This is a genomic window from Pseudomonas sp. p106 (genome assembly GCF_003936645.1).
GTDB lineage: Bacteria > Pseudomonadota > Gammaproteobacteria > Pseudomonadales > Pseudomonadaceae > Aquipseudomonas > Aquipseudomonas putida_E.
This window is the reverse complement of record NZ_RHQR01000001.1, coordinates 73,266-94,567: the sequence shown is the minus strand read 5'-3', so window position 1 is coordinate 94,567 and position 21,302 is coordinate 73,266. Positions and strand designations below refer to the sequence as shown.

General features: G+C 65.9%; 21 protein-coding genes and 1 pseudogene. 13 read left to right on the top strand and 9 right to left on the bottom strand.

The features are described 5' to 3' along the window. Positions 1-167: 167 nt before the first annotated feature. Entirely contained in the window at positions 168-1,325 is a 1,158-nt protein-coding gene (locus tag EGJ09_RS00460) for a S9 family peptidase (RefSeq protein WP_125922889.1), read from the top strand. 74 nt (positions 1,326-1,399) lie between these two features. Here the strand turns inward: EGJ09_RS00460 and EGJ09_RS00455 are convergent, their stop codons facing one another. Next, entirely contained in the window at positions 1,400-1,780 is a 381-nt protein-coding gene (locus EGJ09_RS00455) for a nuclear transport factor 2 family protein (protein WP_115275131.1), read from the bottom strand. A gap of 257 nt (positions 1,781-2,037) precedes the next feature. Between EGJ09_RS00455 and EGJ09_RS00450 the strand changes: the two genes are divergently transcribed. Further along, on the top strand, positions 2,038-3,381 hold the full coding sequence (locus EGJ09_RS00450; protein ID WP_046785554.1) for an amidohydrolase family protein: 1,344 nt from the start codon (positions 2,038-2,040) through the stop codon (positions 3,379-3,381). A gap of 2 nt (positions 3,382-3,383) precedes the next feature. Beyond that, entirely contained in the window at positions 3,384-3,827 is a 444-nt protein-coding gene (locus tag EGJ09_RS00445; RefSeq protein WP_115275132.1) for a heme-binding protein, read from the top strand. Here EGJ09_RS00445 and EGJ09_RS00440 read toward each other — a convergent pair. Together EGJ09_RS00440 and EGJ09_RS00435 are read right to left on the bottom strand one after the other, a co-directional pair. Beyond that, positions 3,818-4,747, bottom strand: coding sequence for a LysR family transcriptional regulator (locus EGJ09_RS00440; RefSeq protein ID WP_046785556.1), 930 nt, complete (start codon positions 4,745-4,747; stop codon positions 3,818-3,820). The two genes, EGJ09_RS00445 and EGJ09_RS00440, sit on opposite strands and share 10 nt — an antisense overlap. 102 nt (positions 4,748-4,849) lie before the next feature. Next, the gene (locus EGJ09_RS00435) at positions 4,850-5,248 is read right to left on the bottom strand and encodes a nuclear transport factor 2 family protein (RefSeq protein WP_046785557.1); all 399 of its coding nucleotides are present in this window, start codon (positions 5,246-5,248) and stop codon (positions 4,850-4,852) included. Positions 5,249-5,431: 183 nt separating this feature from the next. Here EGJ09_RS00435 and EGJ09_RS00430 point away from each other — a divergent pair, with 183 nt between their 5' ends. Genes EGJ09_RS00430 through EGJ09_RS00415 form a run of 4 tightly spaced genes read left to right on the top strand, consistent with a single transcriptional unit; the run spans position 5,432 to position 11,216 of the window. Beyond that, positions 5,432-6,604, top strand: a complete 1,173-nt coding sequence (locus EGJ09_RS00430) for an ABC transporter substrate-binding protein (RefSeq protein WP_046785558.1) — start codon at positions 5,432-5,434, stop codon at positions 6,602-6,604. Positions 6,605-6,619: 15 nt separating this feature from the next. Continuing rightward, positions 6,620-7,489 carry a branched-chain amino acid ABC transporter permease gene (locus tag EGJ09_RS00425; RefSeq protein WP_046785559.1) on the top strand — a complete coding sequence of 290 codons (870 nt, stop codon included), beginning with the start codon at positions 6,620-6,622 and terminating at the stop codon, positions 7,487-7,489. A gap of 2 nt (positions 7,490-7,491) precedes the next feature. Further along, positions 7,492-9,972, top strand: coding sequence for an ATP-binding cassette domain-containing protein (locus tag EGJ09_RS00420; RefSeq protein ID WP_256658348.1), 2,481 nt, complete (start codon positions 7,492-7,494; stop codon positions 9,970-9,972). Next, positions 9,969-11,216, top strand: a complete 1,248-nt coding sequence (locus tag EGJ09_RS00415; RefSeq protein WP_046785561.1) for an amidohydrolase family protein — start codon at positions 9,969-9,971, stop codon at positions 11,214-11,216. Before EGJ09_RS00420 ends, EGJ09_RS00415 begins: the two co-directional genes overlap by 4 nt. Here the strand turns inward: EGJ09_RS00415 and EGJ09_RS00410 are convergent. Both EGJ09_RS00410 and EGJ09_RS00405 read right to left on the bottom strand, forming a co-directional pair. Beyond that, a complete protein-coding gene (locus EGJ09_RS00410) occupies positions 11,185-11,880 on the bottom strand; it encodes a GntR family transcriptional regulator (protein WP_039601266.1) in 696 nt (231 codons plus the stop codon). The two genes, EGJ09_RS00415 and EGJ09_RS00410, sit on opposite strands and share 32 nt — an antisense overlap. A 74-nt stretch (positions 11,881-11,954) precedes the next feature. Next, positions 11,955-13,496: a gamma-glutamyltransferase family protein gene (locus EGJ09_RS00405; protein ID WP_256658347.1), complete on the bottom strand. Its 1,542-nt coding sequence runs from the start codon at positions 13,494-13,496 to the stop codon at positions 11,955-11,957. Between the two features lie 138 nt (positions 13,497-13,634). On the opposite strand from EGJ09_RS00405, the gene EGJ09_RS00400 reads away from it, so the two are divergent. Both EGJ09_RS00400 and EGJ09_RS00395 read left to right on the top strand, forming a co-directional pair. Beyond that, positions 13,635-13,883 (top strand): CsbD family protein, encoded by a 249-nt coding sequence (locus EGJ09_RS00400; protein ID WP_012314048.1) that lies wholly within the window; start codon positions 13,635-13,637, stop codon positions 13,881-13,883. Between the two features lie 123 nt (positions 13,884-14,006). Then, positions 14,007-14,222 (top strand): TIGR02450 family Trp-rich protein, encoded by a 216-nt coding sequence (locus EGJ09_RS00395; RefSeq protein WP_125922887.1) that lies wholly within the window; start codon positions 14,007-14,009, stop codon positions 14,220-14,222. A gap of 51 nt (positions 14,223-14,273) precedes the next feature. Here the strand turns inward: EGJ09_RS00395 and EGJ09_RS00390 are convergent, their stop codons facing one another. Beyond that, complete coding sequence (locus tag EGJ09_RS00390; protein ID WP_119688774.1) at positions 14,274-15,044, bottom strand: IclR family transcriptional regulator; 771 nt, start codon at positions 15,042-15,044, stop codon at positions 14,274-14,276. 176 nt (positions 15,045-15,220) lie between these two features. Between EGJ09_RS00390 and EGJ09_RS00385 the strand changes: the two genes are divergently transcribed. The 3 genes and pseudogenes from EGJ09_RS00385 to EGJ09_RS00375 all read left to right on the top strand — a co-directional run bounded on the left by EGJ09_RS00385 (position 15,221) and on the right by EGJ09_RS00375 (position 16,449). Then, complete coding sequence (locus EGJ09_RS00385; protein ID WP_125922886.1) at positions 15,221-16,030, top strand: shikimate dehydrogenase; 810 nt, start codon at positions 15,221-15,223, stop codon at positions 16,028-16,030. A 4-nt stretch (positions 16,031-16,034) separates the two neighbouring features. Beyond that, positions 16,035-16,337 (top strand): annotated as a pseudogene (locus tag EGJ09_RS26970) (FAD-dependent oxidoreductase); the annotation flags it as partial. Then, positions 16,276-16,449, top strand: a complete 174-nt coding sequence (locus EGJ09_RS00375; protein WP_371928060.1) for an FAD-binding protein — start codon at positions 16,276-16,278, stop codon at positions 16,447-16,449. The pseudogene EGJ09_RS26970 and the gene EGJ09_RS00375, both read left to right, overlap by 62 nt. A 93-nt stretch (positions 16,450-16,542) precedes the next feature. Here EGJ09_RS00375 and EGJ09_RS00370 read toward each other — a convergent pair whose 3' ends face one another. The 3 genes from EGJ09_RS00370 to EGJ09_RS00360 form a co-directional block, all read right to left on the bottom strand. After that, positions 16,543-17,358, bottom strand: coding sequence for a sugar phosphate isomerase/epimerase (locus EGJ09_RS00370; RefSeq protein ID WP_125922885.1), 816 nt, complete (start codon positions 17,356-17,358; stop codon positions 16,543-16,545). Between the two features lie 51 nt (positions 17,359-17,409). Beyond that, positions 17,410-18,462 carry a Gfo/Idh/MocA family protein gene (locus EGJ09_RS00365; RefSeq protein ID WP_125922884.1) on the bottom strand — a complete coding sequence of 351 codons (1,053 nt, stop codon included), beginning with the start codon at positions 18,460-18,462 and terminating at the stop codon, positions 17,410-17,412. Positions 18,463-18,626: 164 nt separating this feature from the next. Then, a complete protein-coding gene (locus EGJ09_RS00360; protein WP_125922883.1) occupies positions 18,627-19,403 on the bottom strand; it encodes an IclR family transcriptional regulator in 777 nt (258 codons plus the stop codon). A 184-nt stretch (positions 19,404-19,587) separates the two neighbouring features. Between EGJ09_RS00360 and EGJ09_RS00355 the strand changes: the two genes are divergently transcribed. Continuing rightward, entirely contained in the window at positions 19,588-21,300 is a 1,713-nt protein-coding gene (locus tag EGJ09_RS00355) for an FAD-dependent oxidoreductase (protein WP_125922882.1), read from the top strand. Positions 21,301-21,302 lie beyond the last annotated feature (2 nt).

The window sequence follows — 21,302 nt, the reverse complement described above, 5'->3', positions numbered from 1 at the left end:
CCGGCCGGCGCAACGTCGCCGGGGCATCGCGTTTGGCGATACCTCGCATCCTTGTTCACGATTGGCCCCACCTCGCCGTGTCTGCGTACCTTGCCTTCGGACAGCGCCTTGCGTACCTGTCGCAATTGTCAGGCGCCGGACTCAACGACCGCAGAAGGACAACAACAATGTTCCGTTACTTCCCCACCAACTATGTCTGGAATCTCTCGGTGGACCTGGCCATCGAAATGGGCGCCCGCCTGGGCGAGATCGAAGCGATGTGCGCGCCGCTGCAGGAGGCGGCCCTGCAACCCGACGCCGCCGGCACCCAGGCGTTTCGCGAAACCTGGTCGAAGATGGCCGACAAGCTCTGCGCCCTGGCCGAAGAAGACGAGGCCGCAGGCCGATGCCTGTCCGCTGGCGAAAAATACAACCGCGCTGCCACTTACTACCTGACCTGCGAACGCCTGCAGGCGCATGGTGCGCCAGGGCGCGAGGCCCTGTACCAGCGTTTTCTCGAGACCTTCGCCCGCGGCATCGACCTGTCCAGGGAAAACTGCGAGCGAGTGGAAATCCCCTACGAAGGCGAGCATCTGAGCGGGCTGCTCGTGCGCGCCGAAGGCACGACCGGCCCGGCACCACTGCTGGTGCAGGTCAACGGGCTGGATTCGACCAAAGAGATGAAGTACCGCGTCGGTCTGCCAGCGTGGCTGGCCAAACGTGGCGTGTCCTCGCTGATCATCGACCAACCCGGCACGGGCGAGGCGTTGCGCCTGCAAGGCCTGACCGCGCGTTACGACAGCGAGCATTGGGCCAGCCGCGTAGTGGACTGGCTGGAAACCCGCCCGGAAGTCGACCCCAAGCGCATCGGTATGGAAGGGGTATCGCTGGGGGGGTACTACTGCCCACGTGCGGTGGCCTTCGAACCGCGCTTCGCCTGCGGTGTGGTGTGGGGCGCCAACCACGACTGGCGGGATGTACAGAAGCGTCGCCTGGAGAAGGAAGGCGACTTCCCGGTGCCGCATTACTGGGCGCACGTGTGCTGGGTCTGGGGCGCCAAGGATATGGACGAATTCATGACCATTGCCGAAAACGTGCACCTTGATGGCGTGCTCGACCGCATTCGCGTCCCCTTCCTGGTGACCCACGGCGAAAAGGACTCGCAGATCCCGCTCAAGTGGGCCCATCGCACCTACGAGCAGTTGGTCAACAGCCCCAAGCGCGAATTGAAGGTCTTCACTGAGCGCGAAGGCGGCGTGCAGCATTCAAGCTTCGACAACAGCATCAATGCCGGCCAGTTCATCGCCGACTGGGTTGCCGAAACGCTCGGCGGGCATACCGCCTGAACCCTTGCTGGTGAAGGTGCCGGGGCAGCCTTTATGGCGACTGCCCCGGTGCCTGTCAGCGGTTCATGCCGTCATCAGGCCGGTGCCCGCGTACCGTGGAATGATGCGATCCGCCACCCCTTCTCCCGTTTGACCCAAAGCTGCGTGGCGAAACCTTCGGCGCGCACCGGTTCGCCGCCGCCGCGTTTTTGCAGCAGGTTGCATTGCACCCCGCTCATCAGCGCCAGCCCGTCGGCAAACACCCGCACCGTCAGCTCACCGCGATCCACGGCCAGGTAGCGCACGGCATTGCGGGCATAATCCAGGTACTGTCCTTTGTCCTGCACCAGCCCCGTGGTGTGGACATAAAGCAGATCATCGTCGAACAGCACCTCGAGCTGCTCATGGTCCTCGTGGACCAAGGCGCGCTGGCGTTCGGCTTCAAGGCTCAGCAACTCATCACGAATAGCCTTCATGGTACTTCCTTCAGGATTGATTGAGCGGCACATCCTCACCTCACCCCCAGCATAAGGAACAATCGTGGATATCCATGCCTGCCATCGACACTGACGATACCTGGCCATTGCCCCCTGCCGGCCCGGGCAACCCGGCAGGCACAGGGGTTGCGGCAGGTATCGATGCCATCAATGGGTGGCCAACGACAGGATCTGATGGTGCCTGCCGCCGCAGGCACATAGCCTGCCGGAAACAACAAGACGAGTAGAACCCGACCATGAGCGCCCTGCACCTTCACTGCGCCACCCTGTTCGATGGCGCCAGCCTTCAGGCACGCCAGCAACAGACGCTGATCATCGAAAACGGCCTGATACGCCATGTTGGCGCGACGGCCCAGGCGCCACGCCCATTGCCCGGTGACCGCGAAGTGCGCGGCGACTTCGTCATGCCGGGGCTGGTAGACGTGCACACCCACCTGGCGTTCGGCAACGCCCAGAGCGAGGAAGACATCGACATCTGGACCAGCGACGAATTCCGCGCCTTGCGCGGCATGTTCTTCGCCCAGCACGTGCTGGCTGCCGGGGTCACCTCGATGGTCTGCCCGGGTGACAGCGGCCAGCTCAGCATCGCCGTGCGCAACACGGTCAACGCCGGGCTCTTCGAAGGCCCGCGCATCGCGGCAAGCAGCCGCGTGATCACCAACCGGCAAAGCCTCAACGACTGGTTTCCCAGCCGCGTCGGCGCACCGGAATACTTCACCGCTGCGCTGGTCACCAGCCGTACCGAAGCCATCGCGCAGATCCGCAAACAGGCCAAGGATGGCGTCGACCTGATCAAGATCGCCATGGACGGTACGCACCGCCGTCCCAACGGTGAAATCATCGCCGCCTTCACAGCCGATGAAACCCGCGAAATGGTCGACGAAGCGCACCGCCTCGGCTGCCGGGTAGCGACGCATGCCTACGGCCGCGAAGCCGTGATGTACGCGGCCAAGGCAGGCGTCGATCTGGTCTTTCATGCCTTCTACATGGACGACGCCTGCATCGAAGCACTTCTGGAGGCAGGCAGCGTGCTGGCGCCCACCATGACCTTCCCACAGAACACCGTAGATTTCTGCCAGCCCCACGACCCGGCGGTGACCACAGGCTACGCCGGCTACTGTGCCCGCACGCTGGAACTGGGCACGCCGGTGCTCAAGCGCGCCAAGGCGGCCGGTATTCCGTTCGCCTGCGGCAGCGACAGCGGTTTTGCCGTTACCCCTTACGGTGAGTGGCATGCGCGTGAACTGGAGTTGCTGGTCACGCGCCTGGGCTTCACCCCGGCACAAGCGCTGCACGCTGCGACCAATGTCGGCGCACGCCTGATGCCACGCGGTGAAACGCTCGGCACCCTGGAGCCAGGCAAACAGGCCGACCTGTTGATCCTCGACGGCTCGCCGCTTGACGACATCCGCATCCTGCAAGACCGCAACCGCCTGCAGGCGGTGTACAAGGCAGGCCAGCCGGTGCGCCTGCAACGCACGCCCTACAACCCTAAGCAGGTCTCGGACTTCAACTCCCTGAAATGGACCGAACTCTACACCCGCGACCGTGTAGCCGAACTTGGCAAATGGAGCCAGTGACCATGCAGACACTCGATTTCGAAACCGCCGCGCGGCTTGCCGCGTCTACGCTGCGACACGCCCGGGCCTTGGGCGTGCGGCCTTTGGCAGCCGCCGTGCTCGATGCTGCAGGCCACCCGCTGGCGCTGTTGCGCGATGAGCAGGCCAGCGCCTTGCGCCCACAGATCGCCACCGCAAAAGCCAGCGGCTGCCTGGGTATGGGCTTCGGTGGCCGGGAGCTGGCAAGGCGCGCTCAGGTAATGCCAGCATTCTTCGACGCGATCAACAGCCTGACCCAAGGCCACGTGATCCCAGTACCCGGCGGTGTTCTGCTGCGCGACACCGAGGGGCACCTGCTGGGGGCAATCGGCGTCAGCGGTGACACCTCGGACAACGATGAGCGTTGCGCCTTGCTGGCCATCGAAGAGTTGGGCCTTGTCGGTGACACGGGCGACCTTCAGGCGTGATCTACCCCGGCCGCCTGCTCGGTCAGCACCTGTCGCAGCCAGCTCAGGGCCGGGTCGGATGCTTGTTGCGGGTGCCATTGCACCACTTGCACAGCCACCGGGAAGGCGATGGGCGATGGCAGTACCCGTAGCTGATGATGACGCGCCAGCCCTTGGGCCTGGCGCCGAAACAACGTAGCGATGCGCGGCGTACCGGCGACGAAGTCGCCCATCAGCGCGAAACTCTGCACCGCCACGGCCACACGCCGCTCGATGCCGATTTCACGCAGGTGCTGGGTGTCGAGCGAGAGGTTCTGGCCATCGGTGAACTCGCGCACGACATGCGCGGCTGCACAGAACTCAGCCAGGCCAAGGCCCGCCTGGTAAGCCACTGCATGCGCGCAAACAACGCAGCACAGCTCATCCTCGAGCAACACTGAGTGGGGGTAGCGCGGGTTTATGCGCCGCTGGGGCACGACCACCAGGTCGCTGCGGCGATAGTCCAGTGCCTCGGCAACCACGTCACCGTCACGCGACAGCGGCAGGTCGCGAACCGTCAGCGATATGCCGGGCGCCAGGCGCGCCAGTACACGGCTGAGCGCAGGCATGACAGTGGCCGCCACATAGTCCGACGCCACCAGGGTAAAGCGCCGCTCACAGCGGCCGGGGTCGAAGTCCAGGGACGTCTGCACCACCTCCCCGACCAGGCTTAGTGCCTTTCGCACTCTGGGTGCCAGCTGCCGCGCCAAGGCACTGGGCTCAAGGCCGCGCCCGAGCGGGATCAGCAGGGGGTCCTGAAAATGTTCGCGCAGGCGCCCCAGCGCAGCGCTGGTGGCAGACTGGCCAAGGTTGAGGCGCTGCGCCGCCCGGCTGACGCTGCACTCCTCGAGCAGCACATCCAGGGCGACCAGCAGGTTGAGATCAAGACGTCGATAGCGCATGGGCAACTTATACCCGACAGGGGTGTGCTCACGATGCGGTTTTCGCACTACCAGGTATCGCCCTGCGCGATACATCGGGCTGCATCGCAGCAGTAGCCGCGTTCAGGCCTTGCCAATCTCCGGCACCAGCATCCACTCCGCGCTGTCGTTCCACACATCCATGCGCACGATCTTGCCCGCCTTCACTTCGAAGCGGTCCAGATAACGGTTGCCGGAAAAGCTGCGGCCATCCGGCCACTGCCCGTACAGCGTGCCATTGGAATACACCACGGTGTGGTCCTCGCGCTCGCACCAGTCGAACTGCCCCAGCTGCTTTTTCACCCAGGTGTAACGCGCGCCGTTGAACGCGGTGATGTCGGTCGGGGTGGGCATCGCGCGGCCGCCGGTAAAGGTGATGCGCACGTCGTCGCTCATGAACGTGGCGGCGCGCACCGGGTCGGGGGCCATGGAGGCGGCGAGGAAGTCGCGCACGATCTGTACGGCGCTGTTGCTTTCGGTCATTGCAAGTCTCCGAGGGTGTCCAGAACGGGGCGTCGGCCCCGAACGATGCCTTGATGCAGTGCACGCGAGGGCGCTGAAGCCAAGGCGTAAGCCCCAAAACACGGGGTGCCCGAAGTATTTTCCAAATGGCACCTGTTTTGCTAGCACATTTTTATAAATTGCTAGCAATCAAGAGTTCGAACCATGTTCAGCCGTTCCTTGCTACGTCGCTGGCTGCCCTGCGCAGCCTTTTCCCTGGCCTGCTGCACAGGCTGGGTACAGGCTGCCGAGCCGATCAAGGTGGGCCTGGTGGCCGCGTTATCGGGGCAGTCGGCCAAGTCCGGCGAGGCCCTTACCCGGGGCCTCACCCTGGCCATCGACGAAATCAATGCCAAAGGCGGGCTGCTGGGCCGCCCGGTGGAGCTGGTGCGCCGCGATGACGAAAGCAACCCGGCCAAGGGCATGCTGGCGGCGCGCGAGCTGATCCAGCGGGAGAAGGTCAGCGTGCTGTTCGGCGGCCTCGACACCCCGGTGTCGCTGGCCATCGTGCCGTTGGCCAACCAACTGAAAACGCCGTTCATGGGCATCTGGGCGGCAGGCACCAAGATCACCGAGAACGGCGCGAAGGACAACTACGTGTTCCGCGTGTCGGCGGTGGATGAACAGGTGGATGAAGCGCTGGTCGCCTATGGCCTGCGCCAGGGCATGAAACGACCGGGTTTGATCCTGGCCAACAACCCTTGGGGCGAGTCGAACCTGGCAGGGCTCAACGCGGCCCTCGCCCGCCGCGACATGGCCCAGGCACCGGCCGAGCGCTTTGAAGACAGCGACCTGGACATGGTGCCGCAACTCACCCGCCTGAAAAGCGCAGGTGTCGACACCCTGCTGCTGGTCGGCAACGTCGGCCCGTCGGCGCAGGTGGTCAAGTCGCTCCAGCAGATGGGCTGGAACGTGCCGGTGGTGTCGCACTGGGGCCCGGCCGGCGGCCGCTTTGGCGAGCTGGCCGGGCCAGACGCCGGGCGCGTGCACTTCATCCAGACCTTTGTCTTCAGCGCCCACAACAGCGCCCGCGGCGATGCCTTGCTGGCCGCACTCAAGCAGCGCTACCCACAGGTCAAGACCCTGGCCGACGTAACCCCGGCCGTGGGCATCGCCAACGCCTACGACGCCATGCACCTGGTGGGCCTGGCGATCGACAAGGCCCAGGACACCCAAGGCACGAAGGTGCGTGACGGCTTTTATGCCATCAGCGACTACGACGGGCTGATCAAACACTACCAGCAGCCGTTCAGCGTTGACCGCCACGATGCCCTGGGCCCTGACGACTACATTTTCAGCCGCTTCGATGGCGACACCATCGTGCCCGTGACGCCCTGAGCGGAGACCCTCGACATGATCACCACCGCACTGGTCAGCGGCCTGGGCCTGGGCAGCATGTATGCGCTGCTGGCTTTGGGCTTTCACCTCACCTATGCCGTGTCGCGCACGGTCAACTTTGCCCAGGGCAGCGCGATGATGGTCGGCGCCGTGCTGGGCTACAGCCTGGCGGTGACCTGGGGCTGGCCGCTGTGGCTGGCACTGCCCACTACCCTGCTGCTGTGCGCGGTGCTGGGCCTGGCCATCGAGCGCTTTCTGGTGCGGCCCTTCCATGCCCGTGGCTCGGACGCCTGGCTGATGGCGACGGTGGCGGGCGGGCTGCTGCTGGACAACCTGGCGATGTTCACCTTCGGCAAGGAGCCGCGGCAGTTCGGCAGTGCCCTGACCAGCCTGCGTCTGGACCTGGGCGACAGCAGCCTGAATGCCGTGCAACTGGCCATCCCGCTGGCCGGCGCGGCGGTGGCGGCCACACTTTACTGGGTGCGCAGACGCACGCAACTGGGCTTGCGCCTGGAAGCCTGCGTGCAGAACCCACGGGCAGCGCGGTTGATGGGCATCGAAGTGAACCGCGTGGTGGCGGCGGCCTTTGCCCTGTCGACCGTGTTCGCGGCGCTGGCGGGCCTGCTGATCGCACCGCTGTACAGCGTGCACGCGGACATGGGCACGCTGTTCGGTCTGAAGGCTTTCGCCGTGGCCATCCTGGGCGGCATCGCCAGTGCCGGTGGGGTGTTTGCCGCAGGCCTGCTGTTTGGCCTGCTCGAGGCGGTGGTCACGCTGTATTTCGGCTCTGCGTTCACGCAATTGCTGTGCTTTGCACTGGTGATCGTGGTGCTCGCGGCACGTCCTGATGGCCTGTTCGGCCGCAAACTCTGGGTAAAGGTATGACCATGCGCGAGCGACTCGCCCCCCTCGGCCTGGCCCTGTTCGGGGTCGCCTGCCTTGGCCTGGCACTGGGCCTGGACAGCTACTGGCTGTTGATCCTGACCTTGTACGCGCTGGCGGTCACCGTCGGCGTGGGCCTGAACATCCTGATCGGTCTGTCCGGGCAGATGTCCTTCGGGCACATCGCCTTCTATGCCATCGGTGCCTACCTGTCAGCACTGCTGACGCTGGCCGGCCTGCCGCTTTCGGCCGCCCTGCCCCTGGCCGGCCTCGGCTGCGCGGTGCTGGGTGGCTTGCTGGCGATCCCGGCGCTACGGGTCAGCGGGCCTTACCTTGCGATGATCACCATTGCCTTTGCGCTGGTGGTGCACAACGGTCTGATCGAGTGGCGCAGCGTCACCGGAGGGGCCAATGGCCTGATGGGCATCCCGCTGCCTGAACTCGGCACGCTGGACCCGGCGCTACTGCTGGCACTGGCTTCGGTGCTGCTGATGCTGGCCGCACTGGTCTTCTACTGGAGCCTGCAACGCAGCGGCTGGGGCCTGGCTATGCGTGCGGTGAAGGCTTCGGAAATTGCCGCGCGTTCACTGGGGGTCAACCCGGTGCAGACGCGGACCCTGGCCTTTGCCCTGTCGGCAGGCCTGGCGGGGGCGGCCGGGGCACTGGTAGCGCCGGTGCTGATGTTCATCAACCCGGCGGCGTTCCCGTTCTCGCAGTCGATCCTGTTCGTTCTGGCGGTGATCGTCGGTGGCGCCGGCATGCTGTTCGGGCCAGTGCTCGGTGCACTGGTGATCGTGCTGCTGCCCGAATTGCTGGCCGACTTTGCCGAGTACCGCTTGCTGGCATTTTCGGTTTTGCTGCTGGCGGTACTGTGGGCTGCACCACGCGGTGTGCTGGGCAGCCTGACCAAGCGCTTCTGGCGGCCGCGATACGAGCCAGTCACGGCACAGCCCGACACGGCAGCGCTGCAGGCGTTCTTCGCCGGTGGTGCGCAGCATGGGCTGAAGGTCGAGGGCATCGGCATCCGTTTCGGCGGTGTGCAGGCCGCGCAGCAGGTCAGCCTGCAGGCTGTACCTGGCAGCATCACCAGCCTGATCGGGCCCAATGGTGCGGGCAAATCCACGGTGCTCAACCTGATCAGTGGTTTCTACCGCACCGACACCGGCTCGATCCAGCTGGGCGGGGAGCTGGCCGGGCAGCCGGCCTGGCGCATCGCCCGCGCCGGTATCGCCCGTACGTACCAGACCACCCAACTGTTCGGTGAGCTGAGCGTGCTTGAAAACCTGCTGCTGGCCTTCCAGCAAGGGGCCATCGAGCGGCCCTGGCCATGCCAGCAGGCCACACGCAAAGCCATGGCCATTGAGTTGCTGGCGCTGGTCGGCTACCGCGGCAACCTGCACGTCGTCGCCGATGACCTGCCCCACGTCGACCGCCGCCTGGTCGAGATCGCCCGGGCCCTGGCCAGCCGGCCGCAGGTGCTGCTGCTCGACGAGCCTGCCGCCGGCCTCGGCCGGCAGGACACCGACCGCCTGGCCACGCTGCTGCAACGCCTGGCCGCCTTCAACCTGGCGATCATCCTGGTCGAGCACGACATGCCGCTGGTGATGGCAGTGTCGCAAAGGCTACTGGTGCTCGACGCCGGCAAACCGATCGCCTGGGGCACACCTGAACAGGTGCGCGCTGACCCGCGGGTGATTGCCGCGTACCTGGGGGGCACCGAGTACCAGGCCCAGCCGCGCGCGCAAGCCTGGGCAGGCTCGCGTGATGCCGTGCTGCACGTGCGCGACCTGTGCATCGACTATGGCGCGGCGCCAGTGGTCGAAGGTGTCGACCTGGTGGTCAACCCGGGCGAGCTGATCGCCATTCTGGGCGCCAATGGCGCCGGCAAATCGAGCATCCTGCAGGCCCTTGCCGGCCTGCACCGGCCGCGCGGCGGCAGCATCGTGCTGGACAACCGCAGCATCGAAAGCCTGGATGCCAGCCAGATCGCCCGCCTTGGCCTGGCCCTGGTCCCTGAAGGCCGGCAGCTGTTCGGCCAGTTGAGCGTGCGCGAGAACCTGCTGCTGGGGGCCAATGTGCGCCAGGATGCCGTCGATGCCGACGCCGAGATTGCCGCGATCCTCAAACGCTTCCCCCGCCTGCGCGAGCGTATCGACAGCCCGGCCGGGCTGCTCTCGGGCGGTGAGCAGCAGATGGTCGCGATCGGCCGCGGGCTGATGGCCAAGCCGCGCATCCTGCTGCTCGACGAACCGTCCCTGGGCCTCTCCCCGGCGATGATCGGCGAGCTGTACGACGCCCTCGCCGCCCTGCGCGACGAAGGGGTGACGTTACTGCTGGTCGATCAGATGGCCAACCTGGCACTGCAGGTGGCCGACCGTGCCTACGTGCTGGAAACAGGCCGTATCGTCAAACAGGGCAGCGCCGAGCAACTGCGCGGCGACCCACAACTGGAAGCCGCCTACCTGGGCACAGGAGCCGCCGCATGAACCACCTGGAACTGATCAATGTGCGCCTGGGCGACGGCCCGGCACTGAGCCGCCTGCTGATCGAAGACGGCCGGTTCGTGGCCCGGCTGAGCCGGCCGGCGCCCAAACTCGACCTCGGCGGCCGGCTGGTGTTGCCCGGCCTGATCGAAACCCATATCCACCTGGACAAGGCCTGCATCCTTTCGCGCTGCCAGCTGCGCGAAGGCACGCTGGCCGAAGCCATCGCCCAGACCCGCCTGGCCAAAGCCGATTTCACCGAGGCCGATGTGTACGCGCGCGGCGCGGCAGTGCTGGAGCAAGCCATCGTGCAAGGCACCACGCACATGCGTACCCATGTCGAGATCGACCCCGGCATCGGCCTGACCGGCCTGCGCGCCATCCGCAGGCTGCAGGCTGATTACGCCTGGGCCGTGACCCTGGAGATCTGCGTGTTTCCGCAGGAAGGCATGCTCGACAACCCCGGGACCGAAGCGCTGTTGTGCCAGGCCCTGGACGAAGGCGCCGAAGTGCTGGGCGGCTGCCCTTACACCGACGCCGACCCGCCTGCACAGATCCGCCGGCTGTTCGAACTGGCGGTGGCCTACGATCGCGACCTGGACCTGCACCTGGACTTCGACCTGCAGGTCGCCGGCATGACCCTGGGCGAGGTGATCCGCTGCACCCACCAGCATGGCTGGCAGGGCCGGGTCACCGTTGGCCATGTGACCAAGCTCTCGGCACTGCCGCAGGCCGAACTGATGCGTATGGGCCACGCCTTGGCCGAAGCCGGCGTGCAGGTCACCTGCCTGCCGGCCACCGACCTGTTCCTCACCGGCCGTGACCGCTTCCATGACAAGCCCCGGGGGCTGGCACCGCTGGCGCAGTTGCATCAGTGCGGGGTGACCTGTTCGTTGTCGAGCAACAACATCGGCAACCCCTTCACGCCCTACGGCGATGCCTCCCTGGTGCGTCAGGCCAACCTGTACGCCAACGTCGCCCAACTGGGCACGCCGCAGGAACTACTGCTGTGCCTGGGCTGGATCTCACGCCAGTCGGCGCGCCTGCTGCGCCTTGCCGACTATGGCCTGGAACCGGGTTGCCGAGCCGACTTCGTGGTGTTCGATGCACCCTCGCCGGCCGAGGTGATCGGCCGTATCGCCGCGCCGCTGATGGGTTTCAAACAGGGCCGGCAGACCTTCAGCCGGCCACCCGCCGAGCTGTTCCCGGCACAGCTCACAGCCCTGACAGTGCCTGACGCAGGTTGACCTCAGGCGCAGCTACATCCTCGAGGGCCAACTGGCCCTCGAGCTCGTCCAGGTGCGCGATCATTTCGTCCACGGCCGCCTGGGTATTGCCGGCGCGCAACGCATCGATGATCGCCTGGTGCTCGTCCGAGGCACAGGGCGGGCTGTCACCACGCTGGTAAAGGGCGACGATCAGCGAGCTGCGCACCATCAGGTTGCCGAGGATGTCGGCCAGCACCTGGTTACCGCTTACCTCCCCCAGCAACAGGTGAAACTCGCTGAGTTCGCGGACGATGGCGCGGCGATCGGTGCTGGCAGTGGCTGCGCGCTCGTTGTGCATGTGCTGTTCGATGCGCACCTGATGCTCGGCGACATGGGCCGGGGTGATGGCCTCGACGATCGCCCGCTCCACGGCGCGGCGTGCGGCGAAGATTTCCCGTGCTTCGCGGGCACTGGGCTGGGCCACGGTGGCGCCGCGGTTGGGCTCGATGTCGACGATGCGCTGCATGGCCAGGCGTTGCAGCGCAGCCTGCACATGGTTGCGGTTGGCCTGCAGGGTCTCGACGATGTGCGCCTCGACCAGCCGCACGCCAGGGCGCAGGCGATGCTGGGCAATGGCCTTGGCGAGCATCTCGGCGATGCGCTGGACTTCTTGTTGCTTGCTGCTGACCGTCTTGCCTTTCATCGAGACCTCTAAACCCTCAAACGCATTGGGCCGGCATTATCCGCCGGGCCAGGCATTGCGGCAATCGGCGCGGTTCAGTCCTGCTGGCCAAGGGCGCTGCCCTGGCTGCGCGGGTCGTAGGCAGCGGTGCGCTGGCCGTCAGGGCCGATGGCGATCACGCCGGCCAGGCCCATCAACGGGCTGAGCGCAGGCGTGGTCTCGACCTGGTGGCCCCGGTCGGCCAGCCCCTGCACCACCGATTCGCCGATATCGGCCTCCAGCTTGAGGTTGTCGGTGCTGTCGAAGAAGCTGCGCCCAAGCAGAAAGCGCGGTGCACGCAATGCCACCTCGGCAGGCTGCTGGTAGTCGATCAACTGGGTGGCAAGCACCATCTGCGTCTGGGGTTGGCCGTCACCCCCTTGGGTGCCGAAGAACCAGCGGCGCCCATCATCGACCAGGTAGGCCGACGGGTTGAGTGTGTGCGCCGGCCGCTTGCCGGGCGCCCAGGCATTGCGGTGCCCCGGCTGGGGGCTGAAACCTGCCGCACGGTTGTGCCAAAGGATGCCGGTATCGCCCAGGATGCAACCGGAACCGAAATCATGGAACAGGCTTTGGATCAGGCAGGCGCTGCGCCCGGCGCGGTCGGTGGCGGCCATCCACACAGTGTCGGCAGGTTGCCCGGGCTCGCCCCAGGGCGTCGCCCGCTGCTCGTCAAGGGTCGCGGCAGGCTGAGCAAGCGCGTGCTCGAAGTCCCAGCCGCTGGCGAGCGGGTCATGCAGTTGAGCGTTGCGCTGCAGCAGGCCCTGCTTGATGGCTTCGACCAGCAGGTGGTAGTAGCGCGGCGTGCCGTTTTCGCCCAGGTTCACAGCCTGCAGGGCAGCCATGGCGCGCAGCGTGTACAGGCCTTGGGTGGGTGGCGCGACGTTGTACAGCCGGCCGTTGCGATAGCGTATGGAGATAGGCGCCGCCAGGCAGGCCCGGGTGGCGCGCAAGTCTTCGACGCTCAGGCCGCAACCCAGCGCGTCGAACGCCACACCAAAGGCTTCTGCCAGTTCCCCGTGATAGAAGTCGCCTGGGCCACGCCGCGCCAGGTGCTCCAGGCTGTTGGCCAGCGCGGGTTGGCGCAGACGGCCACCCTGGGGCGTACACAATGGCTGCAGGCTGGGCAGTGTCTTGATCAGGCTGGCGCGCTGCCCTTGCCAGAACAGTTGCGAGGGCGATACCTCAACCCCGTCGCGGGCCAACCCTGCGGCGCCAGTCAGCAGGTCGGCCCAGCCCAGCCGCGACCCCCACTGCTCGCTGATTGCCTTGGCCTGCGCCCAACTGGCCATGGCCCCGGCCGTGGTCCCGACCGAGGCCGGCCCACGCAGGCTGATCGCGCCTGCTGCGGGCAAGCGCATCCCGGCCTGGCCGATCCCGATGATGGTGCGTACCTGATCGTCATGGAGCAACCACAGTGCATCGCCACCCAGGCCCGTCATGTGTGGGTACACCGCCGCCAGCACGGCACTGGCGGTGAGCATTGCATCGATTGCGCTCCCCCCGCCGTCGAGCACCTCCAGGCCCGCCGCGCTTGCCAAGGGGTGTGGGGTGCACAGCACGCCACCGCGGGAGTGGGCGACCAGGGACTCGTTCATTGCTAGCTCCTTTTCTGATATTGCTAGCAATCAGCAAGGATCGTTCCCATTTGCCAAAACCGCTTTGAACTAATCCCCACCCCCCGCTCCCTAACCTTGTGCGTTCCCATTGCCACTCACTAGGAAGGTTTGATCACTATGAAAAGCGAACAAGTTGAAGGTGTTGCACAGAAAGTCGCTGGCAAGGCGCAGAGCGCAGTGGGCCGGCTGTTCGAGGACCCGGCCCTGGAGGCAGAGGGTGATGGCCGCCAGGTCGCAGGCCAACTGACCAAAACCTATGGTGACGCACTGAACAACGTCTCCACCTTCGTAAAAGAGAAGCCCATCACCGCCCTGGCGATTGGCGCCGCGCTCACCCTGGTGGTGAGCCGCCTGCTGCGTCGCTGAAGGCCAAAAAGGTCGGTATAAGGGTTGGATGTCCTTCAGATCGAGCGCCGCAAGGGCGGCGCTCGATATCACGGTGCAGCAAAAGCCGGTGACATGCGTGCCTGCACTACCCAAGGAGCATTGATGAACGCTTTCAACCCCCGCAAATTGAAACTCTCGAAATGGACAGCGCGACACCCTGAAAACCGCGAAAAGCACTTCCTGGTGACCGACCTGGAACTGGATGAAGAGGGGCATGTGCTGCGCGTGGAACTGGAAGCGGTGCACAGCAAGCGCAGCCAGTGGCTGGACTGGCGGGTACTGCGTGACCCCGAGGTTTGGCTGATGGGCTGGCAGTGAAAACGGCCTGATCCGCCGCCGCCCCGATCGCGCTCAACACACGTTCCGCAGTCAGCCAAACACCGGCTTCAGCAAGGCCTGCGCCTCATAGAGCGGTGGCAGGTAACGCAGCCGTATCTCATCCATGCTCAGCCGCGATGCATGGGTAGTGATGGTCAGTGTCGCCTTGAGCTGCCCCGCCCGGTCCAGTAATGGCACGCCGATTACGCGCATGCCGACTTCGAACTCCTGATCGACGATGCAGTAGCCCTGCTCGCTCACCTGCTGCAACGTCGCGTCCAGCAGCGCCCTGTCGGTCTGGGTGTAGGGCGTCAGCGGGTGTAGCGGGTTGCGCGCGAAGTAGTCATCGCGCTGCGCCTGATCCAGGGCCGCCAGCCAGACCCGCCCCCCGGCAGTGCAGTACATCGGCACCCGCGAGCCGGGCCGTATCGACAGTGAAGCGATGTGGCTGTAGCGGCTGCGCACCAGGTGGATGATCTCGTCATCGTCGCGTGTGCCCACCGAGACATGCTCCTGGGTCTGCCGCGCCACTTGCTCGACGATCGGGCGCAGCATGCGTGGCAACTGCGCCGAGTCGACATAGGCCTGGCCGATACGCAGGGCCTTGGGGGTCAGCCAGTAGTGGCGATTGTCGGTTTCGGCGAAGCCTTCATGCACCAGGGTCAGCAGAAAACGGCGCGCTGCGCTGGGCGTAAGGCCTGCTTGCCTGGCGGCCTGGGGCACGGTCAGGCGCGGCTGCTCGGCGTTGAACAGCTGCATGAGCGCCAGGCCTTTCTGTAAACCGGCAATCAGGTCGCGGGGGTGAGTCTGGGGTTTGTCCATGCGGTGCACCCGTGAGTGGGGAAAAACGTGCCGCTGAGCAGCGCTGAACAGCGCCTCTACTGCGAATATCGGTTTATCGATGCGATTATCGCATCGAACCGTTGGCAAGCACATTGTGACAACGCCGCCGCCGCATCACCCTGACTTCCATAACAACACCCCTAACGGAAGTCTCCATGATCAAAGGTTCGACAGCGCTGGTCGCCATCGTCGGTTCGCCCATCGCCCAGGTGAAATCGCCTGTAAACTTCAACACCTGGTTCAGCAACAATGGCCTTGACCTGGCCATGCTGCCCATCGACTTGCAGCACGCCGCGCTGGACGCTTTTGTCGACACCCTGCGCGGCTGGCGCAACCTGCGCGGTTGCGTGGTGACCGTGCCCTACAAGCAGGCATTTGCCACCCGCCTGGACGGCCTGAGCGAACGTGCAACAGCCCTGGGCTCGGTGAACGTGGTACGGCGCGAAAACGATGGCCGCCTGTATGGCGACAACGTAGACGGCGCAGGTTTTTTAGGCGCAGCACGCAAGCACGGCTTCGACCCTGCGGGCAAGCGAGTGCTGGCCATTGGTTGCGGCGGGGTCGGCAGTGCCATCGCCTACGCACTGGGTGAGGCCGGGGTTGCCCAGGTCACCCTCAGCGACCCGGAAACGTCTCGCGCCGCAGCACTTGCCGCGCTGCTGGGCAAGACCTTCCCTGGCGTCGGCATCACCACTGCATACAGCACGCTGGACGCCTTCGACCTGGTGGTCAACGCTTCGCCCGTGGGCATGGGCGGCACGGGCGAGCTGCCGCTGCCGGCTGCCCTGCTGGGCACGCTCAAAGCCGCCACGCTGGTGGCCGATGTTGTCACCTCACCGGAGATCACCCCGCTGCTGCAACAGGCGCGCGAACGCGGCTGCGCAGTCCAGACAGGCGCGCAAATGGCCTTTGCGCAGCTTGGCCACCTGGGCGCCTTCATGGGCGTCACGCCGCTGGAGATCTGAGGCCATGCCCCCTATCGAAAACGCGCAACCGGTGTACGACCTGGTCGTGCTCGGCAGCGGCGCCGGTGGCCTGGCTGCCGCCGCCACGGCATCGCGCCTGGGCCTGAAGGTCCTGGTGGTGGAAAAGGCCGAACACTTTGGCGGTACCTCGGCGATCTCCGGCGGAGCAGCATGGTTATGCGGTGAAGTTGCTGCCGGGCAGCCTCGGGACCTTTGCCGGGCTGGGCACCGATGCTTCGGCGAGGGTGCTCGATGGTGCCGGGCAAGCCATACCGGGGCTGTTTGCCGTGGGCAACGACATGCACAGCATCATGGGCGGGCACTACCCCAGTGGCGGCATCACGCTGGGGCCCGGGATGACCTTTGGGTACCTCGCGGGCCTGGCGCTGTGCGGATCACCGCAGCCCGGACAGGCCTGATCAGCTCCTGCCGGAACCGCGCAGTTCTTGAGGTCTGCGCTTTACCTGTGGGAGTCGGCTTGCCGGCGATGGGCCGCAAAGCGGCCCCTTGGCTCAAATCAATGCCAACACCGCCCGGGCCTTTTCCAGTGCCATCCGCGCACGCTGTTCGCCACTGACGCCCTGCTCCAGCAGTTGCCGCGTGGGGATCTCCAGGCTTAACGGAACACTCGCTGGCAACCCGCGCAACAGGCCCGTCAGGTCGGCATCACCCTCCCCCGGAAAACGCCGCTCGTTACGGGCCTGGCGCAAGATTTCATCCATGTCAGCCGGTACCGGCCCAGCCACGTCACACAATTGGGCGTAGCGCATGCGCTGCGGGGCCAGGCGCGCCAGGTCGTCGAGCGACGACCCGGAGCGGTTGAAATGAAAGGCATCCACCAGTACGCAAGCGTTCGGGCGGTCTGCGTTGGCAACGATGCGCATGGCCTGTTGCAGGTCGCGAACGTCGGTCCAGGGCATGAACTCCAGATGCGGGTGAATACCGTAGCCGGCAGCCAGGTCGCACAATTGAGCGAAGCGCTCGGTGAGGCGCGCCTCGCTCGGGTCGTTGCCGGCAACCAGCAGTTCGCTGCCGCCAAGCTCTGCACCGACCGCCAGCATCGGCTCGAAATCGGCCACGCAGGTGTCGGGTTTGAGACGCAGGATTTCCAGGTCCAGGACTTTGATGCCGGTGTCGCGCAAGCGCGCCTGGGTCTGGCGGCGCAGCTCAGCATCGGTAACCAGCGGGAAGTGCTGCTCTTCGCTGGTCGCTGGCAGCAAGCGCAGGCCAACGTGGCTGTAACCGGCACGGGCGGCGGTTTCGACCATTGCCGGGGGTGACAGCTCCAGTACGGTGAGCGCGGCCAGGGAAAAAATTCGGTCAGTCATGCGGGTTACCTGCAGGCAAATGGGTACGGGGCAAAAGAACGCTCACGCGGCTCACACGATTGTCTCTGGCGCGCAAGCCCGGCCGGTGGCGGCCGCCTGGCGGATCGCCTCGATCAACGCCAGGGTGCGGCCACCGTCGGCTGCATCGGTCAATGGCGCTTCCTGCCCACGGGCAACACGGACAAAGTGCTGCAACTGCAGGGTCAATGCCGCCCCCGCCGCAATGCCCGCCTCGCTCTGCAGCAACGGTGTATGCCAACCCGAGTTTGCCTCGGCGTACTGCCAGTGCTTGAGCTGCGGGATGCTCAGCGCTCCCCGGGTGCCGGCCAGCAGGTAGCAGGGTTGGTCCGCCTGGCGTGGATAGACAGGGCTTTCTCCCGAACTCAGCTCCCAGCTCCACGGCGCTGCCACCGCATCGGAGCCGGTCAGGCTGCCCAGCGCACCGTTGGCGAACTCCAGCAGCACTGCCGCGCTGTCCTCGTTGGCAAAGCCGCGCACCTGGTTACGGGTGAACGCCTGCACCTGTACCACCTCACCGCACAGGTAACGCAGCAGGTCGAGGTCGTGGATCAGGTTGGTCAGCAGGAAACCGGCGCCGGGCTCGCGGCGCCATGGGGTGTCGAAATAGCTGTCGGGCTTTTGCAACTGCCACAGCGCGGTGACGTTGACCAACCGGCCCAAGGCCCCTTCGGCGATCACGCCGCGCGCGCTGGCGATCAGCGGGTTGTGCCGCCGGTGGTGGCCGACCAGCACCGGCACGCCGCAGCGGCGCGACGCCTCCACCAGCGCCCGCACTTCATCCAGGTGCACTCCCACCGGTTTTTCTACCAATACCGGCACGCCGGCTTCGACACAATCGAGGGCGGTGGCCACGTGCAGGTTGTTCGGATTGGCCACGATCACGGCCTCGGGGCGCACAACCTCCAGCATCTGCCGGTGATCGGCGAAATACGCCACCCCGCACTCGGCGGCGAAGGCTTCAGCCTGGGGGCCGGGGTCGGCCACCGCGCACAACTGCGCTTGCGGCACCTGGCTCAGATGCTGGTAATGCTGGCGGCCCATGATGCCGGCGCCAATCAGGGCGATGCGAAGGGGTGCGTTCAACGGGCGGTCCTCTTTTCATTGTTGTTCTGGCAACTTCGGAACCCAGTTCCAAAATCAGCTATAGCTAATTTAGAACTGCGGTCCGCTTTGCAAAAGGACGCTGGGCATAGAGTGTGCGGTAATCGACCGGAAAGTTCAGAGGCAGGCCCGTGCTGCCGTGCATGTCAGGCAAACAACTCACTCGCCTGACTGGCTGCCGACAACTCCTCCACCGCCGCCAACAACAACGGCGCCAGCTCCGGCAGGCGTGCTTGCGAAAGGCGCGCACTGGGCCCGGCAATGCTCAGCACGCCAATGACCTCGTTACCCTGCGGCCGACGCACCACCGCAGCCAGGGCCGAGGTACCGACTGCCGAAGTTTGCTCGACCCAGGCATAACCCCGCTCACGGGCGCCCGCCAGGTAGCTCAGCAACTGTTCAGTGGAGCGCGGTGCGTTGGGGCCGAATTGCTCGGGGTCGGCAATGCCCTGGCGCAGGACCATCTGCAGCGCCTCGCCATCGCTCAGGCTGGCCAGCCAGGCATGCCCGGAGGCGGTATAGAACAGGGGCGCATCGCGGCCCATGTCCGGGTCGTAACGCAACCCGGACCGGGCGCCCTGGGATTTGGCGATCCAGGTCTGGCGGGCGCCGTCGATCACGCCCAGGCGCACCAGCTCGCCGCTTTCCTGGGCCAGGCGGTCGAGTATCGGCTGAATGATGTCGGCGCCGCTGCTGGACAGGTAGCGAAAGCCCAGCGCCACCAGCTTGGCGGACAACTGGTAACGGCTGTTGTCACGGTTCTGGCGTACGTAGCCCAGGCGCGCGAGTTCAGCGAGCATGCGATGGGCTGCGCTCTTGGGGATCTGAAGCTGGTCAGCCAGGGTTTGCAGGCCCAGGCCCTGGGGCTCGGCGGCAAGGCTTTCTACAAGACTGAAGGCGCGTTCGATCTGACTACCGGCCATGACAGGGTTTCCTGATAAAGAAGGCAAATTCTGGAAGATGATTCCATATCTCGTTGGCCACCGCAGCTGACCAGCCCTGAAGTGTCCGTTTATCGACCACTACTTGCTGGCGTCACTTGCATCCCGGCGGGTCAACCAAGAAGAATATGGAACCTTGTTCCAATAATAATACCGGAGACCCGCAATGCCCACCGACACCTTGCAAGCCGAATGCGATGTACTGGTCATTGGCTCCGGCGCCGCCGGGCTGGCTGCTGCGGTCACGGCTGCCTGGCATGGGCAGCGGGTTACCCTTGTGGAAAAAGACCCGGTGTTCGGCGGCGCCACTGCCTGGTCCGGCGGCTGGGCCTGGGTGCCGCGCAACCCGCTGGCGCGCCGCGCCGGTATCGAAGAAGACATCGAGCAGCCACGCACTTACCTGCGCAACGAACTGGGCGCGCATTACGATGCGCAGCGCATCGACGCCTTTCTCGAAGCCTGCCCGCACATGGTCGCCTTTTTCGAGAAACACACGGCCCTGCAGTTCGCTGAGGGCAACGCCATCCCCGACATGCACGGCGACACCCCTGGCGCCGCCACCGGTGGGCACCAGGTCATCGCCGCCCCTTATGACGCCCGCGAACTCGGTGCGCTGTTGCCACGCTTGCGCAGGACACTGCGCGAAACCTCGTTCATGGGCATGCCGATCATGGCTGGCGCCGACCTTGCGGCCTTTCTCAACATGACCCGCTCGCCCCGCGCCTTCTGGCATGTGTGCAAGCGCTTCAGTCGCCACCTGTACCACCTTGCCCGCCATGGCCGGGCCATGCACTTGGTCAACGGTGTGGCACTGGTGGCGCGCCTGGCCAAGTCGGCCGAAGACCTGGGCGTGCGCCTGCTTGAGTCTGCGCCAGCCAAACGCTTGCTGATGGAGGACGGCCAGGTGCGTGGCGCGGTGATCGGTACAGCGCAGGGCGACATTACGCTTCGCGCCAAAGCCGTGGTGCTGGCCGCTGGTGGCTTTGCTCACGACCCCGTGCGGCGCCGGCAATTGTTCCCGCGCGATGCCAGTGGCCACGCCAACCTCGCACTGCCGCCGCCGTCGTGCTCCGGCGACGGCCTGCGCCTGGGCGAATCAGCCGGCGGCGTGGTAGCCACCGACCTGAAGTCGGCGGTCGCCTGGGCCCCGGTGTCCAAGGTAGCGCACCGTGATGGCAGCGTCGGCCACTTCCCGCACATCATCGAACGCGGCAAGCCGGGCATCATCGGTGTGCTGGCCAACGGCAAGCGCTTCGTCAACGAGGCGCACGGCTACTACGACTATGTCGCCGCCATGCTCGACGCCGTACCGCAAGACGAGCAAGCTTGCTCCTGGCTGATCTGTGACCACCGCTTCCTGCGCCGGTATGGCCTTGGCCACGCCCGCCCCGCCCCGCTGCCGGTGTGGCCACACCTGCGCAGCGGCTACCTCAAGCGCGGTGTCAGCCTGGAACTGCTGGCCCGCGCCTGCGGCATCGACCCTGCGGGGCTGAGTGCCACGGTGGCCGAGTACAACCGCCACGCGCGCCAAGGCCAGGACCCTGAGTTCGGGCGCGGCAGCACCCCGTTCAACCGCAAACAGGGCGACCCCCAACACAAGGGGCCCAACCCCTGCGTCGCGCCGATCGAGCAAGGCCCGTTCTACGCGGTCAAGGTGCAGCCCGGCTGCTTCGGCACCTTCGCCGGCCTGCGCACCGACGGCCACGCACGTGTGCTGGATGAACACGGCCAGCCCATCGGCGGCCTGTATGCAGCGGGCACCGACATGGCCAGCGTGTTCGGCGGCTGGTACCCGTCCGGGGGTATCAACCTGGGCCCGGCGCTGACGTTCGGTTATGTGGCCGGTCGGCATATCGCCGGGGCCCAGGCGCAGGAGTAAGC